23 protein-coding genes are annotated in these 22,070 nt (G+C 61.5%); 8 read left to right on the top strand and 15 right to left on the bottom strand.

Translation table 11 applies throughout. The features are described from left to right. Positions 1-7: 7 nt before the first annotated feature. From JAB8_RS01315 to JAB8_RS01305, 3 genes are read right to left on the bottom strand one after another with little or no spacing between them, the layout of a single operon-like run. Complete coding sequence (locus JAB8_RS01315; RefSeq protein ID WP_070288070.1) at positions 8-1,381, bottom strand: efflux transporter outer membrane subunit; 1,374 nt, start codon at positions 1,379-1,381, stop codon at positions 8-10. Beyond that, positions 1,381-4,527 carry an efflux RND transporter permease subunit gene (locus JAB8_RS01310; RefSeq protein WP_070288067.1) on the bottom strand — a complete coding sequence of 1,049 codons (3,147 nt, stop codon included), beginning with the start codon at positions 4,525-4,527 and terminating at the stop codon, positions 1,381-1,383. The genes JAB8_RS01315 and JAB8_RS01310 overlap by 1 nt, the downstream gene beginning before the upstream one ends. Before the next feature lie 33 nt (positions 4,528-4,560). Further along, on the bottom strand, positions 4,561-5,688 hold the full coding sequence (locus tag JAB8_RS01305) for an efflux RND transporter periplasmic adaptor subunit (RefSeq protein ID WP_217494184.1): 1,128 nt from the start codon (positions 5,686-5,688) through the stop codon (positions 4,561-4,563). Between the two features lie 163 nt (positions 5,689-5,851). Here JAB8_RS01305 and JAB8_RS01300 point away from each other — a divergent pair, with 163 nt between their 5' ends. After that, on the top strand, positions 5,852-6,601 hold the full coding sequence (locus JAB8_RS01300) for a response regulator (protein WP_070221491.1): 750 nt from the start codon (positions 5,852-5,854) through the stop codon (positions 6,599-6,601). After that, positions 6,601-7,686, top strand: a complete 1,086-nt coding sequence (locus tag JAB8_RS01295; protein ID WP_070288064.1) for an ATP-binding protein — start codon at positions 6,601-6,603, stop codon at positions 7,684-7,686. The genes JAB8_RS01300 and JAB8_RS01295 overlap by 1 nt, the downstream gene beginning before the upstream one ends. On the opposite strand, the gene JAB8_RS01290 is transcribed toward JAB8_RS01295, so the two are convergent. Next, positions 7,683-8,573 (bottom strand): LysR family transcriptional regulator, encoded by an 891-nt coding sequence (locus JAB8_RS01290; RefSeq protein WP_070288061.1) that lies wholly within the window; start codon positions 8,571-8,573, stop codon positions 7,683-7,685. The two genes, JAB8_RS01295 and JAB8_RS01290, sit on opposite strands and share 4 nt — an antisense overlap. Before the next feature lie 114 nt (positions 8,574-8,687). Between JAB8_RS01290 and JAB8_RS01285 the strand changes: the two genes are divergently transcribed. After that, positions 8,688-9,686, top strand: a complete 999-nt coding sequence (locus JAB8_RS01285; RefSeq protein ID WP_070288058.1) for an aldo/keto reductase — start codon at positions 8,688-8,690, stop codon at positions 9,684-9,686. A gap of 108 nt (positions 9,687-9,794) precedes the next feature. After that, complete coding sequence (locus tag JAB8_RS01280) at positions 9,795-10,433, top strand: NAD(P)H-dependent oxidoreductase (RefSeq protein ID WP_070288056.1); 639 nt, start codon at positions 9,795-9,797, stop codon at positions 10,431-10,433. Between the two features lie 57 nt (positions 10,434-10,490). On the opposite strand, the gene JAB8_RS01275 is transcribed toward JAB8_RS01280, so the two are convergent. The 5 genes from JAB8_RS01275 to JAB8_RS01255 all read right to left on the bottom strand — a co-directional run bounded on the left by JAB8_RS01275 (position 10,491) and on the right by JAB8_RS01255 (position 14,421). After that, positions 10,491-11,801: an ATP-binding protein gene (locus tag JAB8_RS01275; protein WP_070288053.1), complete on the bottom strand. Its 1,311-nt coding sequence runs from the start codon at positions 11,799-11,801 to the stop codon at positions 10,491-10,493. Continuing rightward, entirely contained in the window at positions 11,795-12,460 is a 666-nt protein-coding gene (locus JAB8_RS29350; RefSeq protein WP_070288051.1) for a response regulator transcription factor, read from the bottom strand. The genes JAB8_RS01275 and JAB8_RS29350 overlap by 7 nt, the downstream gene beginning before the upstream one ends. 250 nt (positions 12,461-12,710) lie before the next feature. Further along, positions 12,711-13,322, bottom strand: coding sequence for a DUF799 domain-containing protein (locus tag JAB8_RS01265; RefSeq protein ID WP_227742175.1), 612 nt, complete (start codon positions 13,320-13,322; stop codon positions 12,711-12,713). A 47-nt stretch (positions 13,323-13,369) separates the two neighbouring features. Further along, entirely contained in the window at positions 13,370-13,729 is a 360-nt protein-coding gene (locus tag JAB8_RS01260) for a DUF4810 domain-containing protein (RefSeq protein WP_205602385.1), read from the bottom strand. 17 nt (positions 13,730-13,746) lie between these two features. Then, positions 13,747-14,421, bottom strand: a complete 675-nt coding sequence (locus JAB8_RS01255; protein ID WP_070288048.1) for a CsgG/HfaB family protein — start codon at positions 14,419-14,421, stop codon at positions 13,747-13,749. A gap of 306 nt (positions 14,422-14,727) precedes the next feature. Here JAB8_RS01255 and JAB8_RS01250 point away from each other — a divergent pair, with 306 nt between their 5' ends. Next, complete coding sequence (locus JAB8_RS01250; RefSeq protein ID WP_070288046.1) at positions 14,728-15,927, top strand: YbfB/YjiJ family MFS transporter; 1,200 nt, start codon at positions 14,728-14,730, stop codon at positions 15,925-15,927. Between the two features lie 39 nt (positions 15,928-15,966). Further along, on the top strand, positions 15,967-16,500 hold the full coding sequence (locus JAB8_RS01245) for an ankyrin repeat domain-containing protein (protein ID WP_070288043.1): 534 nt from the start codon (positions 15,967-15,969) through the stop codon (positions 16,498-16,500). 150 nt (positions 16,501-16,650) lie between these two features. On the opposite strand, the gene JAB8_RS27965 is transcribed toward JAB8_RS01245, so the two are convergent. The 3 genes from JAB8_RS27965 to JAB8_RS28765 all read right to left on the bottom strand — a co-directional run bounded on the left by JAB8_RS27965 (position 16,651) and on the right by JAB8_RS28765 (position 18,911). Further along, a complete protein-coding gene (locus tag JAB8_RS27965) occupies positions 16,651-17,184 on the bottom strand; it encodes an aspartyl/asparaginyl beta-hydroxylase domain-containing protein (protein ID WP_071650208.1) in 534 nt (177 codons plus the stop codon). Between the two features lie 381 nt (positions 17,185-17,565). Further along, positions 17,566-17,961 carry a hypothetical protein gene (locus JAB8_RS28770; RefSeq protein ID WP_139142890.1) on the bottom strand — a complete coding sequence of 132 codons (396 nt, stop codon included), beginning with the start codon at positions 17,959-17,961 and terminating at the stop codon, positions 17,566-17,568. Positions 17,962-18,137: 176 nt separating this feature from the next. After that, a complete protein-coding gene (locus JAB8_RS28765; RefSeq protein WP_139142889.1) occupies positions 18,138-18,911 on the bottom strand; it encodes a hypothetical protein in 774 nt (257 codons plus the stop codon). Between the two features lie 61 nt (positions 18,912-18,972). On the opposite strand from JAB8_RS28765, the gene JAB8_RS28760 reads away from it, so the two are divergent. Beyond that, positions 18,973-19,314, top strand: a complete 342-nt coding sequence (locus JAB8_RS28760; RefSeq protein ID WP_139142888.1) for a hypothetical protein — start codon at positions 18,973-18,975, stop codon at positions 19,312-19,314. Positions 19,315-19,712: 398 nt separating this feature from the next. Here JAB8_RS28760 and JAB8_RS28755 read toward each other — a convergent pair whose 3' ends face one another. Next, positions 19,713-19,892, bottom strand: a complete 180-nt coding sequence (locus tag JAB8_RS28755) for a hypothetical protein (RefSeq protein ID WP_139142887.1) — start codon at positions 19,890-19,892, stop codon at positions 19,713-19,715. Positions 19,893-19,896: 4 nt separating this feature from the next. Continuing rightward, entirely contained in the window at positions 19,897-20,310 is a 414-nt protein-coding gene (locus tag JAB8_RS28750; RefSeq protein WP_139142886.1) for a hypothetical protein, read from the bottom strand. Between the two features lie 123 nt (positions 20,311-20,433). Between JAB8_RS28750 and JAB8_RS01235 the strand changes: the two genes are divergently transcribed. Next, a complete protein-coding gene (locus JAB8_RS01235) occupies positions 20,434-21,363 on the top strand; it encodes a transposase (protein WP_254679413.1) in 930 nt (309 codons plus the stop codon). Positions 21,364-21,665: 302 nt separating this feature from the next. On the opposite strand, the gene JAB8_RS27960 is transcribed toward JAB8_RS01235, so the two are convergent. Beyond that, positions 21,666-22,067: a hypothetical protein gene (locus tag JAB8_RS27960; RefSeq protein ID WP_071654368.1), complete on the bottom strand. Its 402-nt coding sequence runs from the start codon at positions 22,065-22,067 to the stop codon at positions 21,666-21,668. Positions 22,068-22,070: the final 3 nt, after the last annotated feature.

Below are 22,070 nucleotides of genomic sequence, written 5' to 3'. Positions count from 1 at the left end.
CGGAGGTTTACTCCTCGAGGCCGCCACCCAGCGCCTTGTACAGCGCCACGGCCGACTTGAACTGGTCGCGCCGCGCGTCGAGCAGGGCTTGCTGGGCCGCATACGACTGGCGCTGCGCGTCGAGCAATTCCAGGCGGCTGTCCTGGCCCGCGTCGTAGCGCAGCTGCGACAGGCGCTGGCGCTGCCGCGCCGCCGCCACCACGCGCTCCTGCGCGGCGATCTGCTGCGCAAACGTGGCGCTGCCGGCCAGGCCGTCGCGCACCTCGCGGAACGCCGCCTGGATCGCCTGCTCGTACTGCAGCACGGCCACGTCCTTGCGCAGGCGCGACAGCTGCAGTTCCGCGCGCAGCTGGCCGCCCTGGAACAGCGGCTGCGTCACCTGCGGCGCGAACGACCAGCTGCGCGCGCTGCCGCGGAACAGGTCACCCAGTTCCGGGCTGGCAAAGCCCAGCGACGCCGTCAGCGACAGGCGGGGGAAGAAGGCGGCGCGGGCGGCGCCGATTTCCGCATTCGCCGCCGCCAGCGTGTACTCGGCTTGCAAAATATCGGGACGGCGCGCCAGCAAGTCCGACGGCAGGCCGGGCGGCAGCTGCGTCAGCACGGGCTGGCCATCGAGCGGCCGGCCGGCGGGCAAGTCCGTGGGCAGCGGCGCACCGAGCAGCAATTCCAGGTTGTTGCGCGAAAGTAGACTGGCCCGTTCTCGCGCCTGCACGTCCGCTTCCGCTGTCGCCGCCTGCCCTTGCGCTTGCGCGACGTCCAGGCCGCTGCCCTGCTGTGCGCCGTGCAGGCGCTGCGTCAGGAGCAGCGCCTGGCGCCAGTCAAGCAGGGTTTGCCGGGCCAGCGCCAGCTGTTCCTCGGCCAGGCGCTGCTCCAGGTAGGCGTCGGCCACGGCGCCGATCAGGGCCATATGCGCGGCGCGCTGGCCCTGCTGTGTGGCCAGATAGCGGGCAAACGCCGCGTCCGACAGCGAGCGCAGGCGGCCGAACAGGTCGATCTCGAATGCGCTCATGGCAATGCCGGCCGTGAACGTGTTTTGAACCTTGACATCGGCGCCGCGCTGGCGCACGCCGCCCGCATTCGCGCCGATGGCCGGATAGCGGCCCGCATCCTGGATCTGGTACTGCGCCCGCACGGCTTCCACGTTGAGCGAAGCCACGCGCAAGTCGCGGTTGTTTTCCAGCGCGATATCGACCAGGCGCTGCAGCCGCGCATCGAGCAGCATCTGGCGCCAGCCCAAGTCGGCCGCGGTGTCGGCCGCGGCTGGCGCGGCAGATTCGGCATAGCTGGCCGGTATCGGTGCCGCCGGCTTGACCAGCGGCGGCGTCAGGGAACACGCCGACAAGGCCAGCGCGGCCAGGGGCGTGAGAAAAAAGAAACGCATTACAACTCTCCTTCCACCGCCTTGACGGCGATGCGATCACTGCGTTTGTTGAAGTACGTACCCATCTTGTCGACGGCGCCCAGCACCACGACAAAGAACACGGGCACGAAAAACACGGCCAGCACGGTGGCGGTAATCATGCCGCCGAACACGCCCGTGCCAATCGCGTGCTGCGTCTCGGCGCTGGCGCCCGTGGCCAGCATCAGCGGCACCACGCCCAGCGCGAACGCCAATGACGTCATCAAAATCGGGCGCAGGCGCAGGCGGGCCGCTTCCACCGTCGCCTCGACCAGCCCCTTGCCCTGCGCCTGCAACTGGCGCGCATACTCGACGATCAGAATCGCATTCTTCGCCGACAGGCCGATGATGGTGATCATGCCCACCTTGAAGAACACGTCGTTCGGCATGCCGCGCAGCATCACGGCCAGCACGGCGCCCAGTAAACCCAGCGGCACCACCAGCATCACGGAGACGGGAATCGACCAGCTTTCATACAGGGCCGCCAGCACGAGGAAGACCACCAGCATCGACAGCGCCATCAGCATGGGCGCCTGCGACGCCGATTCCTTCTCTTGCAGCGACTGGCCCGTCCACGCCAGCGCGAAGCCCGGCGGCAACTGCTTCACGAGCCGCTCCATTTCCAGCATGGCGTCGCCGCTGGACACGCCGGGCGCCGCGCTGCCGGAAATGCGCGCCGATGGGTAGCCCTGGTAGCGCACCAGCTGCAGCGGCGACTCGCTCCACACGGGGCGCACGAGTTCGCCCAGGGCCACCATGCCGCCCGCGTTATTGCGGATGCGCAAGGCCAGCACGTCGTTGAGCTGCATGCGCGACGGCGCGTCGGCCTGGATGATCACCTGCTGCATGCGGCCCGCGTTCGGAAAATCGTTGACATAGGTCGAACCCATGGCCGCCGTCAGCATGTCGGCAATCGCCGTGAACGGCACGCCCAGCGCTTCGGCCTTGGTGCGGTCGATATCGAGGCGCACGCTGGCGCCGGGCGGCAAGCCGTCCGGATACACGCCCGCCACCTTGCTGCTTTGCGCGGCCAGGCCCAGCAGCTGATTCTGCGCCGCCTGCAGGGCCGCGATGCCCTGGCTGGCGCGGTCTTGCAGGCGCATGGAAAAGCCGGACGAGTTGCCCAGTTCATCGATGGCGGGCGGCATCAGGCTCATGATCACGCCCTCCTTCGCCTGCGACATGGCGGCCTGCGCCAGCGCCACTTCTTCCTGCGCCGTGGCGCCGTTGCGCTGTTTCCAGTCCTTCAGCATGGTGAAGGCCAGGCCCGCGTTCGGCCCCGCGCCGGAAAAGCTGAAGCCGAGGATCGACTGGTTCACTTCGATGCCGGGACGCGTGGCCACGTGCTGCTCGTACAGCTTGACGACATCGAGCGTGCGCTCCATGGTGGCGTCGGACGGCAGCTGGATCGAGGTGATGAAGTAGCCCTGGTCTTCCTCGGGCAGGAAGGCCGACGGCAGCTGCATGAAGGCCACGCCCAGCGCCGCGACGATGGCGCCGTACAGCACCATCGAGCGGCCGGCGCGTTTCAGCATCGCCACCACGCCTTTTTCGTAGCGGGCCGTCATGCGCTCAAACTGGCGGTCGAACCACAGGAAAAAGCCTTTTTTATCATGGTCATGCGGTCCGATTGGTTTCAACATCGTGGCGCACAGGGCCGGCGTCAGGGTCAAGGCCAGAAACGCCGAGAACAGGATCGACACGGCCATCGCCAGCGTGAACTGGCGGTAGATGGCGCCCACGGAACCGCTGGCCAGGGCCATCGGGATGAACACGGCCGTCAGCACCAGGGTGATGCCGACCACGGCACCTGTGATTTCGCGCATCGCTTTCGAGGTCGCTTCCTTAGGCGACAGGCCTTCGGTCGCCATCAGGCGCTCGACCGCTTCCACCACCACGATGGCGTCATCGACGATGATGCCGATGGCCAGCACCATGCCGAACATGGTCAGCACGTTGACGGAATAGCCGGCCATCAGCATCACCGTAAAAGTGCCCATCAGGGCGATCGGCGCGACGATGGCGGGAATCAGGGTGTAGCGTATCTTTTGCAGGAACAGGTACATGACGAGGAAGACCAGCACCATCGCCTCCAGCAAGGTGACGACGACCTTTTCGATCGAGATTTTCACGAAAGGCGCCGTATCGAACGGCACCGAGTACTTGATCCCGGCCGGCATGGTGTGCGCCAGTTCGGCCATGCGCGCACGCACGGCGGCCGCCGTCTGCACGGCGTTGGCACCGGGCGACAGCATGATGGCGGCGCCCGACGCGGCTTGGCCGTTTTCGCGGATGCTGAAATTGAAGCTTTGCGCGCCCAGCGACACTTTCGCCACGTCGCCGATGGTCACTTTCGAGCCATCCGCATTCGCGCGCAGCACGATGGCGGCAAATTCGGCCGGGGTTTGCAGCTGGCCCTGCACCGTCAGCGGAATCGTCACGCGCTGGCCGTGCACGGCGGGCGAATCGCCGAGGCGGCCCGGGGCGATCTGCGCATTTTGCTGCGCGATGGCGGCCGTCAGCTCGCCCATGGCGATGTTGTACGACACCAGCTTGGCCGGGTCGACCCAGATGCGCATGGCCCGCTCGGAACCGAACAGCTGCACCTTGCCCACGCCGGGAATGCGGCGCAGCTCTTCCGTCACGTTGCGCGCCAGGTAGTCGCCCAGCGCCACTTCATCGTGCTGGCCATTCTCGGAAATCAGGCTGACGATCATCAGGAAGCCGGACGACGCCGATTCCACCGTCAAGCCGTTTTGCCGCACGGCTTGCGGCAGGCGCGGCTCGATGGCTTTCAGGCGGTTTTGCACGTCCACCTGCGCCATTTCCGGGTCCGTGCCCGGCTGGAAGGTGACGGTGATCGAGGCCGAACCCGAGGTGTCGGTGGACGACTCGAAATACAGCAGGTGCTTGACGCCCGACAGTTCGCGTTCGATCAAGCCCACCACGGAATCGTTCATGGTTTGCGGCGTGGCACCCGGATACACGGCACTGATGCTGACGCTGGGCGGCGCCACGGAAGGAAAACGCGCAATCGGCAATTGCGGTATGGCGATCAGTCCGAACAGGACGATGAAGACCGCCACCACCCACGCAAAGACGGGGCGGTTGATGAAAAATTGAGGCATGTCGTTAGACTTTCATTGGATTCAAATGGCGCATCAATGCGCTTTGGCGGCAGCTGCGGCTGCCACGACGGCCGGCTTCCATGGCTGCGGCGCGGCGGTGGCGCCCGGCTGCAGGCGTTCCTGGCCTTCGATGACGACGGTGTCGCCCGCCTTCAGGCCGCCGCTGACCACATACTGGTGCTCGACCACGTCGCCCACGGCGATCGGTTTCAGGCTGGCTTTGTTCGTGCCGTCCAGCACCCAGGCCTGCGCCTGGCCGCCGCTGCTGCGCAAGACGGCTTGCTGCGGCAGCAGCACGCCGTTGGCCTGCACGGCGCGGGCGATGCGGGCGCGCACGAACATGCCGGGCAAGAGCTGGCGCTGCGGATTGTCGACCAGCACGCGGATGACGGCGTCGCCCGTGCCCGAATCGACGCTGATGCCCGAGAACAGGATGCGGCCCGTGACGGGATGCGGCTGGCCGTCGGCGCCCAGAATGGTCACGGGCAGCTTGTCGGCACCGCCCGTACCCGAGGCTTGCAGCGCGGCCAGCGCGGCGGCCGGCTGGCGCACGTCGACATACACTTTGTCGATCTGCTGGATGCGCGCCATCGGCGCAGCATCGGCCACGCCTACGAGCGCGCCTTCGGTCACCAGTTCGGAACCGATGCGCCCGGCAATCGGCGCCTCGATGCTGGCAAAGGCCAGGTCCAGGCGCCGGCGCGCCAGGGTCGCGCGCGCCTGCGCCACGGTGGCCACGGCTTGCTCGCGCTGGGCCACGGCGTCGTCATACGCCTGGCGGCTGATGGCGTCCGCTTCCACCAGCGGTTTCAGCCTGTCTGCCTGGCTGCTGGCGCGGTTCGCCGTGGCCACCGCGTGCTGCAGGGCGGCGGCGGCCGAATCGACGTCCGCCTGGAATGGCGCCGGATTGAGCTGGAACAGCTTCTGTCCCGCTGTCACGTCGGCGCCCTGCTCGAACTGGCGGCGCAGCACGATGCCGCCCACCTGCGGGCGGATATCGGCCGTGCGGAAGGCGGCCACCCGGCCCGGCAATTCGTCGCTGAGGACGACGGGCGCCGCCTGCAGCTTGAGCACGGTGACGGCGGCGGGCGGCGCGGCCGCTTCTTCCTGCGCGGGTTTGGAACAGGCGGCAAGGCTGAGCAGTGCCGCGGCGATCAACATGTTTTTCTTGGTGAAGTGGCTCGGATGCATGGTCTTTCTCTATGGCAGATCCCAACCGGCGGTCCGGTCGACAGATAAGCGCAGCATAAAAGGCCAAGGTGGATATTTCGTCAAAGAAATGTGGAGATTCGATGGAGAGAAAGAAGAATGCTAGACTATTTGCATGAACTATCATCACAGCGCCAGCCAGCCCTCTTTTCTTGCCACCACGCCCCCTTCCGCCCTCATCCTGATCGCCGAAGATGAACCGCAAATCGCCCGCATCCTCGCCGGTTATCTGGAGCGCGACGGCTACCGCACGGCCTTCGCCCTCGATGGCCAGGAAGCGCTGCAGCAGCACCTGGCGCTGGCGCCGGACCTGCTGCTGCTCGACGTGCAAATGCCCCGCGTCGACGGCTGGGCCGTGCTGGCCGAAGTGCGGCGGCGCGGCGAAACGCCCGTCATCATGCTGACGGCACGCGACCAGGATGCCGACAAGCTGGCCGCCCTGCGCGTGGGCGCCGACGATTACATCATCAAGCCCTTCAACCCGGCCGAAGTGGTGGCGCGCGTGGCCGCCGTGCTGCGCCGCTCGCGCGTGCGCCACCACCCGGTGGGCGGCCAGCGCCTGCGCTGCGGCCCCATCGAAATCGACCAGGAAACGTACGTGGCCAGCGTGCTGCGCGACGGCGCGCCCGTGCCCTTGAGCCTGACCTTGACGGAATTTCGCCTGCTGGCGCACCTGGCGCGCACGCCGCGCCGCGTCTGCAGCCGCCTGGAATTGCTGGAGTCGTGCATGCCCGAAAGCAATTCGATGGAACGCACGGTGGACAGCCACGTCAGCAAGCTGCGCAAGAAGCTCGAGGAAGCGGGCGTGATGAACATGCCGGCCAGCCTGCGCGGCGTGGGCTACCGCCTGGAAAGCGAGCTCTGATGCGCTTCACTGGCCTGAACCGGCAGATCGTGCTGTCGATGTCCGTGCTGATGGTGTGCAGCATCCTGATCATCTGGATCGGCTCGTGGATCTTCTTTGCCGTCGCCTTCAAGATCGATCCCGGCATGCTGTCCGAGCCCGACGACTGGTCGCCCAGCACCGTCGAATGGCTGTGGATCTTTGCCATCACCATTTTCGGCCTGGGGCTGGCCGCCTTTTTCGCCTTCAAGCTGGCCGCGCGCATCCTGAAACCGATCAATTCCGTGATGGACAGCGTGCGCCGCGTGGCCCACGGCGACCTGTCCGCGCGCGCCTTCGCGGGCGACCGCAGCCTGGGCGAGACGGCCATGCTGGTCGATGACTTCAACAGCATGGCCGAGCGCCTGCAGCGGGGCGCCAAGGAAAGCGAAACGTGGAATGCGGCCATCGCGCACGAATTGCGCACGCCCGTGACCATCCTGCGCGGCACCTTGCAGGGCGTCGTCGATGGCGTCTTCAAACCCGAGGAAGTGCCGTTTTCCAGCCTGCTGGCGCAAGTCGAGGATCTGGGCCGCCTGATCGAGGATTTGCGCACCCTGAGCCTGGCCGACAGCGGCCACATGCAGCTGCGCATGGCGTGGACGGACCTGACCCTGGAAATCGAGGAAGTGGGCCGCCTGCTGGCGCAGGAAATGGAGGCGGCCGGCTTTACGCTGCAGCTGCACCTGTCCGACCATCCCGTCTGCTGCGACGCGGCGCGCATCCGGCAAATCGTGCTGGCCCTGCTCGACAACGCACGCCGCTATGCGCAGCCGGGCCTGCTGCGCGTGCGCACCCGCGTGCAGGCCGGCCAGTATTACCTGAGCGTCGAGGATGCGGGCCCCGGCATTGCAAAGGAACTGGCGCCGCACGTGTTCGAGGCGTTTCGCCGCGGCGACAGCGACGGCGGCGACCTGAACGCGGGCAGCGGCCTGGGCCTGGCCGTGGTCGAAGCCATCGCGCGCGCGCACGGTGGCAGCGCCGCCTGCACGCGCGGCAAGGCGGGCGGCAGCGTGTTTACCGTCAAGTGGCCGGTCGAGCACGGCGCGCCGCCGGCCGCCGCCTAGGCAAGACCGTCGGCGCGGACCATGTCGACAAAGGCGCGCAGCACGGCAGGCATCTGCCGCCGGCTCGGGTAGTACAGGAAGTAACGGGACGGCGGCGGCAGGCAGCGCTCCAGCACGCACGCCAGCCGGCCCGCCGCGATATCGGCGCGCGCGTCGGCTTCGTACACATAGGCCAGTCCCGCCCCGTCGCGGGCCGCGCGCAGCATCAGTTCATCGTCGTCGAACACCAGCGGACCGCCGACGGCGATGCTGACGGCTTCCCCATCCTGCCCGAACTCCCACACATACTGGCGCCCGCTGGGAAAGCGCCGGCCTATGCAGGCGTGCGCCAGCAAGTCGCGCGGCGTGCCTGGTGCGCCATGCGCCGCCAGGTAGGCGGGCGACGCCACCACCACGAACGGCTGCGGCGCACCCACGGGCACGGCGATCATGTCGGCCGCCACCTGTTCGCCGAAGCGGATGCCCGCGTCAAAACCGTCGCGCACGATATCGATCATGCCGTCATCGGTGACCACTTCGACCTGCACGCGCGGATAGCGCGCGACAAAACCGGCCAGCATGGGCCCCAGCAGCAGCCGGGCGGCCGGACGGGGCACGTTCAGGCGCAGCGTGCCTGCGGGCACATCCTGCAGGGCGCTCAAGTCTTGCAAGGCATCGTCGATCTCGCGCATGGCCGGCGCCAGCCGCGCCAGCAGCTGCTGCCCCGCCTCGGTCGGCGTGACGCTGCGCGTGGTGCGGTTCAGCAGGCGCACGCCCAGGCGCTCTTCCAGCGCGCGCAATGCATGGCTGAGGGCGGAGGCGGACACGCCCCGCTCCAATGCCGCCTTGCGGAAGCTGCGCAGGCGGGCGACGGCGGCAAAGGCCGTCAATTCGTTGAGGTCAGCCATTGTCGAGGAAAAAATTCATGAGAAAAATTCAGTAATGCATGCAGGATTAGCCATCTTATCGCATGCTGTTGCTTCATCCATACTCCTTGCATCTTTTTTTGAAAGGAAATGACAATGGAACACAGAACACTGGGCAACTCCGGCTTGCGCGTCGCCCCCATCGGCCTGGGCTGCATGGGCATGAGCTTTGCCTATGGCGGCGCCGACGAGGCCGCCTCGCTGCGCGTGCTGCACCGGGCCGTGGAGCTGGGCGTGACCCTGATCGATACGGCCGAAGTGTACGGCCCCTACGCCAACGAGGACTTGGTAGGCCGCGCCCTGAAACAGCTGCGCGGCAAAGTCAGCATCGCTACCAAGTTCGGCTTCAAGATATTGCCGCACGGCCAGGGCGTCGAACGCATGGCGGGTGTCGACAGCCGCCCCGAACATATTCGCCAGGCGGTGGAAGGATCGCTGTCCCGGCTCGGCATCGAGTGCATCGACCTGCTGTACCAGCACCGCGTGGACCCGGCCGTGCCCATCGAAGACGTGGTCGGCGCCATGGCCGAACTGGTGCGTACAGGCAAGGTGCGCCACCTGGGCCTGTCGGAAGTGTCGGCCGCCACCCTGCGCCGCGCCCACGCCGTGCACCCGATTGCGGCCGTGCAGTCCGAATACTCGCTGTGGAGCCGCGACGTGGAAGCGGACGTGCTGCCCGCCTGCCGCGCGCTCGGCATCGGCTTCGTGCCCTACAGCCCGCTGGGCCGGGGCTTCCTGACGGGCCGGCTCGCATCCAGCGCCGCGCTGGCGCCAGACGATTACCGCCACAGCCTGCCCCGCTTCCAGCCGCCGGCGATGGCGGCCAACGCGCACATGGTTGCCGAGCTGCAGCGCCTGGCGGCGGCGCGCGGCGCCACGGCGGCGCAGCTGGCCCTGGCCTGGCTGCTGGCGCAAAGCGACGACATCGTGCCGATTCCCGGCGCCCGCAGCCTGGCCCACCTGGAAGAGAACGTGGCCGCCGCGCAACTCACCCTGAGCGGCGCCGAGCTGGCCGCCATCGGCGCCGCCATCGCGCCCGCCAGCGTGCAAGGCGCGCGCTACCCGGCAGTGGAGCTGGCCATGGTGGGGCTGTAAAGGGCAAGAGACAGCTCATCTATACAACTCTCTTTGAGGGGCCGCACTTGAAATGGCTGAATCCGCTATCATTTCCAATCTGAACTATTCACTCTGAAAGGGATTCACATGTCCGATTTGCTCGAAACACTGCAATGGCGTTACGCCACCAAGAAAATGGACCCGACGAAAACGGTGCCGCAAGACAAGGTCGAGCGCATCCTGGAAGCCGTGCGCCTGACGGCCAGCTCCAGCGGACTGCATCCTTACGAAGTGTTCGTCGTGACGAATCCGGCCCTGCGCGAGCAGATCAAGCCGCATGCGTGGAACCAGTCGCAAGTGACGGACGCCTCGCACCTGCTGGTGTTTGCCGCCTGGGACAATTACACGGCAGAACGCATCAACGCCCGCTTTGACCTGGTCAACACCGTGCGCGGCTTCAAGAATGAAGGCTGGGAAGCGTACCGCCAGCAGATCCTGGCCACGTATCCGCAGCGCGATGCCGAGACCAACTACCAGCACGCGGCGCGCCAGGCGTATATCGGCGTGGGGACGGCCCTGATCGCCGCGGCGCAGGAAAAAGTCGATTCGACGCCGATGGAAGGTTTTGACCCGGCCAAGGTCGACGAGATCCTGAAGCTGCGCGAAAAAGGCTTGCGCTCCGTCGTCATGCTGCCGCTCGGCTACCGCGCCGACGAGGGCGACTGGCTGGTGGACCTGAAAAAAGTGCGCCCCGCGCGCGAGCAATTCATCACCGAGCTGGCCTAAGCGCCTCGCGCGTGACTGAAAAGCGGATGCCCTCGCCGGCATTCGCTTTTTTTTCGTTCAGGCCGCTTGCGGAAAGCGCACCGTCACCTGCAAGCCCCGCCCCGCCTCGCCTTCGGCCAGTACAATGTCCGCCTGGTGGTGCTCGGCGATGTGGCGCACGATGGACAGGCCCAGGCCGCAGCCCCAGGCGTCGTTGCCGTCGGGACGGAAGAAGCGGTCGAACAGCCGTGCATGGTGCTGGCGCGGCACGCCGGGGCCGTTGTCCGATACGCGCAGCAGGGGCCGCCCCTCTTCCAGCGCCGCCTGCAGATCGACCCGGCCGCCCTGCTGCGTGTAGCGCAAGGCGTTGTCGATCAGGTTATTCAGCAAGACCTGCAAGCCGTCGGGATCGGCCTGTACCAGCACCGGGGCCGGCAGCGTTTCCACCACGCCCAGGTCGATCGCGCGGCTGTCGGCCAGCGCGCTGTGGTCGGCCACGGCCGCTTCCAGCAACTGCCCCAGGTCCACCGTGTGCAGCTGGCTGGCCGTGAGCGCCGTTTCATGGCGCGCCAGGCTGAGCAATTGCCGCACCAGGTGCGTGCTGCGGTCCAGCCGTTCATGCAGGCGCCCCAGCGCGACGCGGCGCTCTTCCTCGCTGCCGGCCCGTTCGGCCACCTGCAGCTGCAGTTTCAGCGCCGTCAGCGGCGAGCGCAATTCATGCGCGGCATCGGCGACAAAGGTGCGCTGTGCCGTCAGCGCCGTTTCGAACTGGCCCATCAGGCTGTTCAGCGCCAGCGCCACGGGCCGCAGTTCGGGCGGCATGTCGTCGGCCGCCAGCGGCGTGAGCGCTTCCGGCGAACGGCCGGCCACGGATGCGGCCAGCCGGTGCAGCGGCGCCAGCGCGCGCCCCACGACGGCGACGATCAGCAGCGCCAGGATCAGCGCGAACACCAGCAGGGGCGCGCCGGCGCGCATGGTCATCTGCCAGGCCAGCTGGTCACGCACGGCCTGCGCCTGCGCGACCTGCACGTAGCGGCCGCGCCGCGTCTCGCCGTACAGGCGCCAGTCCTCGCCGTGCAATGTGACATCGGCAAAGCCGGCCAGCGCATAGCGCGGCAATGCCGGCTGGCCCTGCAGGATGGGCAATGGCTTGCCGTCCTCGTCCCACGCCTGCAGCACGAACGCCTCTTCCGGCTCCTGCGCGGCGGCCAGGCCCGCCTGCGGCTCGAACTCGTCGGGCAAGGCCACGGCCAGCTGGCGCAGCTGCAAGTCAGCCAGTTCATTGGTTTCTTCCAGCAGCGAGCGGAACAGCGAAATGCCGGCGCCGAGCACGCACAGCAAGGTGGCGGCCAGCAAGCCGAGCAGTAATTGGCGGCGGATGGTCAGCAAGACGCCACCCGCATTTTGTAGCCCACGCCGCGCACGGTCTGGATGGCGTCCGCGCCCAGCTTCTTGCGCAGCTGGTAGACGTACACATCGACGGTATTGCTTTCCACTTCGCAATCCCAGCCGTACAGCTTTTCGCTCAGCTGACGCTTCGACACCACCTTGCCCGGATGGTCGAGCAAGGCGCGCAGCACGGAAAACTCGCGCGGCGGCAGCTTGATCAGTTCGCCCTCGAACGTCACGTCGTGGCTGGCCAGGTCGAGGATCAGCGCGCCATGCTCGATGACGGAGCGCGAACGGCTGACCCGGCGCCGCAGCAGCGCGCGGATACGCGCCAGCAGCTCGTCGAGGTCGAACGGTTTGACCAGGTAATCGTCGGCGCCGCTGTCGAGTCCTTCCACGCGGGCCGGCGTGCCGTCGCGCGCCGTGATGATCAGCACGGGCAACTCGGCGCCCCGCGCGCGCATGGCGCGCAGCACGTCCATGCCCTGCTTGCCGGGCAAGCCCAGGTCCAGCAGCATCAAATCGTAGGCGAAGCCGGCCAGCGCCAGCTCCGCATCGTGGCCGTCGCGCACCCAGTCCACGGCATAGCACTCGCCGCGCAAGCCCTCGACCAGGCTTTCCCCGATCATCGGATCGTCTTCCACCAGCAACACGCGCACCTGGTCCCCTCGCAGTCTTGAAAATACCGCTATCTTAACGTGGCTGGGGAAAGTGGGCTTGCGCCAGTCGAAGTCTCACAGGCTCCGCGGACTGCGGGCTGCGTCATGTCCGGGTGCGCATCGCGCAGGCCGGGATGTGATGATCGTGGACGAACAGTTCGGCGCTGCCAGGCATGCCTTTCGACACCGGCCTGGCAGGCCTGCGACAGGCCCTGGCGGATGCAGGCCCCGTGCGGGTGCGGCAGGACGCTTACTGCGCCAGGTAGCGTTCCGAACGCGGGCCGTACAGCAAGCCGTTCGGCACGCCGGCCGACAGCAGGCGCGCATTCGCCGTGCCGGCGATAGGATGGCTGGCATCGGTGCTGGTGTTGATGATCTGCTTGACCGCCGCCGTCACCAGGGCGCCGATCAGGCCGCCGCCACCGCTGTTGTTGCCTTCATTGCTCGATGCGCTGGCGGCGCCCTGCCACAACAAGGCGCCCGTCTTCAGGTCGACCAGCTTGGCATCGACCGCCACCACCGTCACGCTGTCGATCACGGCGTACGTCGTGCCGTATTTGGAAATCGTCACGTACAGGCCCGCATCGGCGCCAAAGATCTCGTTGAGCTTCTTGGCATCGACGCCGTGGATATCGGCCGCGTTCGTCAAGCCGTTCTGCTTGAAGGTTTCACCGACCACGGCCACCGGCAGCACGTAGTAGCCCGCTTCGGCCAGCGGATAGGTCACTTGCGCGTAGACGCTGTTGCCGGCATTGACTTCCGGCGAGTTGTTCAACGGCGGCAAGACCACGATCGAGCGGGGCTTGGCCGCCTTGAAGGCGGTGTAATCGTATGCCGCCTGCTTGGTGGCGCAACCGACCATGAAGATGGCGGGACCCAGGCACAGGGCCATTTTCAACATGCGCGACATCATAATTTCTCGCCTTTTTTCAATTTACCCAACAGGAAGTCCATGTACGGCGTCGATTCCGGGAACAGTTTTTTCTCGTCCTCGAACTGTGCGGCGACCTGCTCCGGCTTGCCGGCGATCGAGTACAGCATGCCCAGGTGGGCGTGGAAGCCCGGCGGCGCATGATTACCCTTGGCAGCGATCACTTGCAGGTCTTTTTCCATGGCGGCCATCTGCTGCTCCGGGCTTTCGCCCTTCAGGTATTCGTACACTTGCGGCTGGTAGCCTTCCCATTGGTACAGGGTCTTCGATTGCGTGGCGCAACCGGTCAGGGCGGCACAGGCGAGCATGGCCAGCAGGGCAGCGCCCTTGTTCATCATTGTTGTCATGGGATACCTTATTGTTTGCGCAATGCGCCCGCTTCGACGCCGGCCACCAGGCGCTCGACCGCTTCGCGCATGGCCAGATCCAGGACTTTGCCGTTGAGGGTGGCGTCATAGCTGGCGGTGCCGCCAAAACCCAGCACTTCGCGGTTCGACAGGCTGTATTCGCCGGCGCCGCCGGCCGAGTACACGACTTCCGAGGTGGCGATATTGACAACGTTCAAGGTGACCTTGGCATATGCCACTTGTGTCTTGCCGCGGCCCATGATGCCGAACAATTGCTTGTCGCCCACTTCCTTGCGGCCGAATTCGGTCACGTCGCCCGTAACGACAAAGTCCGCGCCCTTGATGTTCTGGCCCTGCTTCTTGAAGTCAGCTTCCTGCTTGAGCTCGGCCATATTGTCGCGGTCGAGGACGTTGAAGCGGTTGGATGTTTGCAGGTGTGCAATCAGAATTGTCTTCGACTGGCTGCCCAGACGATCGACACCATCGGAAAAGATGCCGCGCATAAAGTTGGAGCGGTTGTCGAACTTGCCGACAGCGATCAGCGTGCGTGGACCGACGTAAGGTCGGGCCGCACTGGCGACTGTGGGAACAGCCAGGGCTTGCGACGATTCGGAAGCGCAGCCAGCCAACGCCGCGCCAATCAGCGCTGCAATCAACAACGCGCCAGGTTTATTCTTGTTCATAGTGCCCTTAAGATATGGAGGATCAGGAGCAACCCGCAAAATTGAATTTTGGCAAGTTAATTTCCTAATTGCAATTATATGAGATTGCATGTCTCACAATTCTCTCCAAAAGTAACGATGACAGAATTTGCATTGTTGACTGCCATGACAGGCGCGGCCCTGCTTGACTTCCAGGCTCCTGTTCATTAACTTGGCATTAAAAAAGCGTGTCGTCAGCGCCACAGCCGCTGTCCCGCACAGACCTTGCCCGCCGATTGCCCCGCCCGGCGCCCACTCCACGCTCTCACATAAACGGGTATTTAGGCCATGCCGACACACGATCATTCCCCGTCCCATCCGCTGGCCACGGCGCTGGCGCTCTCGCTGGGTGCCGCAGTCGCCCTGGGCCTGTCGCGCTTTTCCTATGGCTTGCTGCTGCCGCCCATGCGTGACGATCTGGGCTGGTCCTACCTGCTGGCCGGGGCCATGAACACCTTCAATGCGCTCGGCTATTTTCTCGGCGCGCTGGCCACGCCGGCCCTGATGCGCCGCCTGGGCGTGTGGCGCCTGCTGATCGCCGGTTCCGTGCTGGCCAGCGTCTTCATGCTGATGTCGGGCCTGGTCAGCGATACGGCCGCCCTGTTCCTGCAGCGCGTGTGTGCGGGCGTGGCCAGCGCCTTCATTTTCATCGCCGGCGGCGTGCTGGCGGCGCGGCTCGGTTCCATGCACAGCCAGCGCGCCGGCTTCTACATCGGTTTGTACTACGGCGGCACGGGCTTCGGCATCGCGCTGTCGGCCCTGCTGGTGCCGACGGCATTGGCCGCCGCGCAAGACCACGGCGCCGCGCATGCCTGGCAATGGCCGTGGCTGGCCCTGGGACTCGCCTGCCTGGCCGCCACCGCCCTCATGGCCCTGCCGGCCAAAACGATCGGCGAAACGCCGCGCGCCCTCGACACGCCGCGGCGTTTCGCCTGGCGCGACTTTTCTCCCAGCCTGGCTGGCTATTTCATGTTTGGCGTCGGCTACATCGGCTACATGACTTTCGTCATCGCCCTGCTCAAGCAGCAAGGCATGCGTGCCAACTTGATCACCGTGTTCTATACGGTATTGGGCCTGGCGGTGGTGGCCTCGTCGCGCATCTGGGCGCGCATGCTCGACCGCTACAGGGGCGGCGAATCGCTGGCGATATTAAATGGCGTGCTGGGCGTGGTCACCATCCTGCCCGCGCTGACAAGCTTTGTGCCCGTCGTCTTCCTCTCCGGCCTCGTCTTCGGCGCCGTGTTCCTGTCGGTGGTGGCATCGACCACGGCCCTGGTGCGGCATAACCTGCCGCAGCAGTCGTGGACGGCCGGCATCAGCGCCTACACGACCGTGTTCGCGCTGGGCCAGATCGTCGGCCCCGTCGTCGTCGGCTGGATCGCCGACGGCCCGGCCGGACTGGAGCGGGGCTTGATCGCCTCGGCCATCGCCCTGTTCATCGGCGCGGCATTGGCATCGCGGCAAAAGGCGCTGGCGGCGGGCGCATAGTAGACTGCAAGCCTGGCCCAACCTCACAGAAAGCACACGATGACCGCCGATGTACGAAAACTCCCGGCAGCGATGGATGCCGAAACCCTGGCATTCATCCAGAGCCTGTTCGCCCTCGTGCGCGAAGGCGATACGCAGCAACTGGGCCCCATGCTTGCCCAGGGCGTGCCGGTCAACTTCCGCAACGAAAAAGGCGACAGCCTGATCATGCTGGCCAGCTACCATGGCCACCTGGAAACATCGCGCCTGCTGCTCGAAGCGGGTGCCGACGCCAACGTCCCCAACGACCAGGGCCAGACGCCGCTGGCCGGCGTGGCCTACAAGGGCTATCTGGAGATCGCCGAACTGCTGCTCCAGCATGGCGCGCATGTGGAAGGCGCCAGCCCGGACGGCAAGACCCCGTTGATGATGGCCGCCATGTTCAACCGCCTCGCCATCCTCGACCTGCTGCTGCAACACGGCGCCCGCATCGATGCCGTGGACAGCCGCGGCATGACTGCCGTCAAGCTGGCCAAGAGCATGAATGCGCAGGAGACGCTGGGCCGGCTGGTCGGCTTGGGACAGACGGCTTAGCCGATGCAAATCTCGCCAACAGTTTTGCGACTGGCCTCAAGCTACAAGCTATACCACACGCCTCAAGGCTAAGATCGTGCACAACTGGCCGACTCGCCCCTGGCGTTCCGGCTTGTTGAAACGGTCGCGGCTACTTGCCATTCTGGCTGATTAATTCAGGCCATATGCGAACACTTCCTCTGGGAAAATAATATCAATGCCTTCATCACGTTTAAAATCAAGCAAAAGCACAATGCGCGTAGCATTGCTCCGATTCCATGCCTCATGTTCCTGAGTGTCATCAAAGACAAAACAGGAACCAGGCGTCCATGTGCGTATCTGGTTCGAAACGCGCAAAGCACAATTTTCGGGAGTAACCAACCCCAAGTGGCAGCGCAATACATCGTTCGTATAGCCACGATGTGGCGTTATATGAGTATTAGCAGCCATTGATGAAAAACCCGCAGTCACCATGCCAGGAATTCCCTCGATAATTTCGGTTGTACGCGGACACAGGTTACAAAATTCGAGATTCTTCTCACCAAAAACATACAGGCCAAATACTTTCCAGTCGCCGTCATAAATATCCCTCTCCGGCCACTCCGTCCAACAAGCCGCCCTTAACGCAACAAGCTCATCCCTGATCACCAACCATTCATTTTGTAAACGAGCAAGAAAAGGGAATTCAATGGCTTCTATAAACATAATTCGCCTACCCTGTAAGTTTTGAAAAAATCATGCACTATCGCTCTTTATTTCCAAACGTGAAAAATATCCCCTGAAGTATAGTCATGCAATGAGCTACCAGCAACACCAGAACGAGAGAAGCATATAGAGAGGTGGATAGACAGTGGCTATTCTGCCATTTTAAGCAGGACAGTAATCGAGCCGTATCGGTATTTAATAAGCGCAACTTGTCACAGATAGACATAAGCAAGGCTGAGATCGTGTACGAATGGTGGACCTAACACCGCCCCCGCTCCTGCCAGCTCTCCATGCATCAATTAATTTTTTAAAAACAAATTTCATTAATTATTAACACGCCAACCAAACCGCCAAACCAAAGAAAATATTAGTTTTTCTTAACTACTCATAATTCGAATTAATAAATTCCTCCTCAGTCATTTTATCCGCACGGCATCCCTTTATGCAACCGACCACTTCCCCCTTATCTTTCATAACATACACACCAATCATCAACCCAGATTTTAGCAAATAGTCAATCCTGGAAATTTTAATATAATCTTGGATTTTTATTAGCACATCATAAATTTCCTGCGTTTTCCCCAATACATACTCAACATAATTATTATTTTTTCGTCTTTTCACAGAACGGAAAAAACCTTCAGCAGCCCTAACATAATCACCAGCAGTTATATCATGAACAAAATACTTTTCTATAACAGAATTTAATATTATGGACATTTCAATGGGTAGCGGACAAGGCAATTCAAATTCCATTGGATGCAATATTTCAATCATAATCTTCCTCACTTTATTATCGCTTAGTTGTTTTTAATGACGTCATCATATCCAGGGGGATGGGGTTAGGTTGAGCTAGTCCGTGCGTGACACCGGCCGTGCGGGCTCGAGCGACGCGCCAGTCGACCATTTGGCGCGCCAAAACTCGCTACGAAAGCGAATTGATCAGCACTTACTTAGGTGATCAATACGCTGCCGGTTGCAAGCATATTTCGAAGATCATCTAAACCACCTAGCTGGACTTCCCACAACCAAAGCTGACGATCGCCAACACGCCGCAAAGAAGAGAATGAATCTGCACGAATAATATCTTCCAAGGTCTGAGAAGCTGAAACCTGTGCATTTAATTGTGTATCATTTAGGACGTTTACTGGATACACATCTCGAATTTTTTGGAAGCGTACTTCAGGTAGTGACGCATACCATTTATTTAAACGCTTTCGATCCTCAGCCGTCAGCTTTCCAACGTCCAGACCCAGGACATGGAATTCGGGTTTCTTTTCAATAAATTCAGAAAGAGCATACCCAAAATCCCAGTGCCTCAGACCAATACACGACATTAAAATTCTTTCAAAAATATCGCCGCCAAACTCCAAGAAGCGCTCTTCAATTGCCAAACAAAACAACGTCTCATCAATCTCTTCAACATAACTTAAAGAGGCCGAAGCAAAACTATCATAGCCAGGCTCTGCGCTGCCTTCTGGATTTGCAACCAATGACATAACATGAATATCAGAAAAGCCAGATTTCAGCGCCTTTGTGTATACTCTTCCACCAATTTTTGTTAACTCGCCTTTATAACCTAAACCTTCGGCCGCAAAATATGTTGGTGCAATCCCGATACGATGGAAAATTGACGTAACTAAATCATGGAATGCCTTCAAGCCATCAGCACCTGGAGCTGGAGTCGTGTAACTATAAAGTCCTATTGCAAATGCTTTCTCAGTCATCGAATTCTCTTATCATGGTTTTGGTGTGCGTGTAGGAACGACCACTTTTGGTGGAAGCGGCGTGAAGCCCTGTGCTCTGATCTGCGCATCCAAGGCGGCTCGCATCTGCCGCCAGATTCTTCTAGGCGATGAGGCCTTCATTTCAGCACATCAGCAATCGCAGCGCACCGAGACGCCCAGAGATACGCCAAGGTCGCAGCGCTGCGCTGTCATGCTGTCATTAGAGCAGTTTCGGGCGCACGATAGCGACAGAGACGAGGCGATGGCACGCGCTTATCTATCGAGCGCTTTTACCATGTCCCATATCGCCGCCGCTTTTCACGTCTCGAGCAAGACAGTCAGTCGAGCCGTATCGGCATTTAATAAAGCGCAACTTGCCAAAAAAAGAGACGGCCAAAGCTGAGATCGTGTACAAATGGCGGACCTGACCCCGGGACCGACGGTTTGCCGCGTAACATTGTAACGACGCACCAGCTCGGCCTGCGACTCGGTCGATTCCCGTATTAGGCGGAAGGAAAGAGTGTACTCAAAACATGCCGAGCCTTGAAGAGGGGGCCAGCTACGGATGGGGCCATAATCACACAAATCTAAATACTTAGATCATCGGAGAAACTCAATTTTTCATTATTTCATCCTCCCATTTTTTCAAAAGAGTAGAAAATTTTTCCCTGTCAGGATTTGAAAATGGGCACGCCGATATTGATCTAGACACTATGAGGAATAATTTTCTCCTCAATACCTCATCATCATTAAAGCCGCCCAAACCTGCAAGAGTTTTAAAGTATCCATCTCTATTTTTAATTATTTCAAAAAATCATCCCCTCTTGACTCAGTCACACCAATTAATATTGCCTCATGAATTGGATTGATTAAATCCACCAATGAGAAATCATCAAAAAAACCTTCAAAGTCCGATCTAATTCGGCGTATTTTTTTTAAAAATTGAGGGTTTTTTGCTGCAAAACTGAGAGAAATTTTCATATGACTAATGGTTTACTGGGTTATACGGAGGGCGTTTTCCGAAAGTTTTAGTATAGGTTTGTATATATTTTAACTCAAGCTCCTTTGCATTTTTCTTCCCCTCTGCCGTACGCAATAAATCGACATCTAGTGCTATATCTTTTTTCGCGAAAACACGCTGATGCTCTGTAAACCGTGTAAGGTAGTCACGACCTGTTTCCCCGAAGTAAAGTAACTCTCTCGATTTTGCATCCCGAATTACATAAACATCATGTGGGCCAGACGCCGATAAACTATTTCCGTGAACACCATCTAAACTATTTGACCATTTCGCATATCCACTTTGATAGCCACCTGAGACCCCACCATACTGTCGCTGAGTGCCGGCACCCATTCCTGCAGTGTCATTTTTCCACCATTTTGCTGATACGAGCGCCAAGCATCCAATCGAGCAGTTAATCGGGGGGAGATATCTGAAACTGCATTCGTGGAACCTTGATTGGAAATGGAGTCTGGGGGACGGGGTCAGGTCCGGTATTCAAACACGACCTCAGCCATGCCAATGTCCAAACCTCTGCGCGATCTCAGTGGCAATGCGTACAAATCAGATAACGTCTACCGCATGACGCGACCACTACGCCTTGAATTTCCCGGCGCCCTCTACCACGTTACTTCGCGCGGCGACCGGCGTGGCACCATTTACCGGGACGATACCGATCGCCTTGCCTGGCAAGAGGTACTAGCCCTGGTCTGCGAGCGGTACCATTTTGTCGTGTACAGTTTCTGCCAGATGAGCAATCATTATCATCTGCTCGTTGAAACGGTCGAGGCGAATCTGTCGCAGGGCATGCGCCAGCTGAATGGCGTTTATACCCAGCATTTCAATCGGCGCCACAAGCTTGTCGGGCACGTATTGCAAGGCCGCTACAAAGCCATCTTGGTACAGCAGGAAAATTATCTGTTGGAATTGGCCCGCTACATCGTCTTGAATCCAGTCCGGGCGCACATGGTGGCATCACCCGGCGACTGGTACTGGAGCAGCCATCACTACGTTTTGGACGAAGCAGCGTCTCCATGCTGGTTGTCGCGTGACTGGCTCTTGAGCCAGTTTGGCGCCACGCGCGACGAGGCGGCCGCCAACTATTCTCGGTTTGTCGCGGCCGGTATGGGTGAAACTAGTCCGCTCGCCCACACTTGCCACCAGATGCTACTGGGCGATGACGCCTTTGTTTCGGCACATCAGAAATCGCAGCGGTCCAATGCATTCAAAGATGCGCCAAGGCAGCAACGCCGCGCAGTCACACTGTCACTCGCGCAATATCAGGCCCGCTATGCCGACAGAGACGAGGCAATGGCACGCGCGTATCTGTCTACCGCTTTTACCATGTCCCATATCGCCGCCGTTTTTCACGTCTCGGCCAAGACAGTCAGTCGAGCCGTATCGGCATTTAATAAAGCGCAACTTGCAAAAAAAAGAGACGGCCAAAGCTGAGATCGTGTACAAATGGCGGACCTGACCCTGGCCCTGTGACCCTGGCCCTGTATCTGTCAACCGCTTTTACTATGTCCCATATCGCCGCCGCTTTTCACGTCTCGACCAAGACAGTCAGTCGAGCCGTATCGGCATTTAATAAAGCGCAACTTGCTGCAGATCGAGACGGCCAAGGTTGAGCTCGTGTACGAATGGCGGACCTGACCCTGGCTCTCCGAATGGCGGACCTGACCCTGGCTCCCCGAATGGCGGACCTGCCTCCGCCCCCAAGACAGTATCCGACCCCGCCCCTCTTTCTGCAATCAGCTACCCGTAAATGTAGCCGTTACGTCACGCCACTTAACCGATGGCGGTAGCTCATGTCCGTTAACAAATGCAACAAAAACATCCGCAACCACGGGGGCGGTAAACCATTCATCTGCCAACAACTTTATTTCGCCTCCGCCGAAAGCAAGAATAGTCCCGTCCGGATAAACCTTGCTTGCAACGTCGTGATAAGCACGATAGTGGCGACCTGTGGCAACATCGCGGCGCTCCAGCATGCACGTGATCCCACCACCGGCAACTTGGAGATAATTCCCCTCGTCGTCGGTTAACGACGCATACGATGAGGGGCCATAACTACGCAGTCCTGCTATGGCAGAACGTACTTGCGCAACGCTCACTTGCTCAACAACAGGTCTTTTCTCGACTTCTAAACGCATGAA

Source organism: Janthinobacterium sp. HH106, from assembly GCF_001758725.1.
Classification (GTDB): domain Bacteria; phylum Pseudomonadota; class Gammaproteobacteria; order Burkholderiales; family Burkholderiaceae_D; genus Janthinobacterium.
Note: the sequence above shows the minus strand (reverse complement) of the source record. Positions and strands in the feature narration are given on the sequence as shown.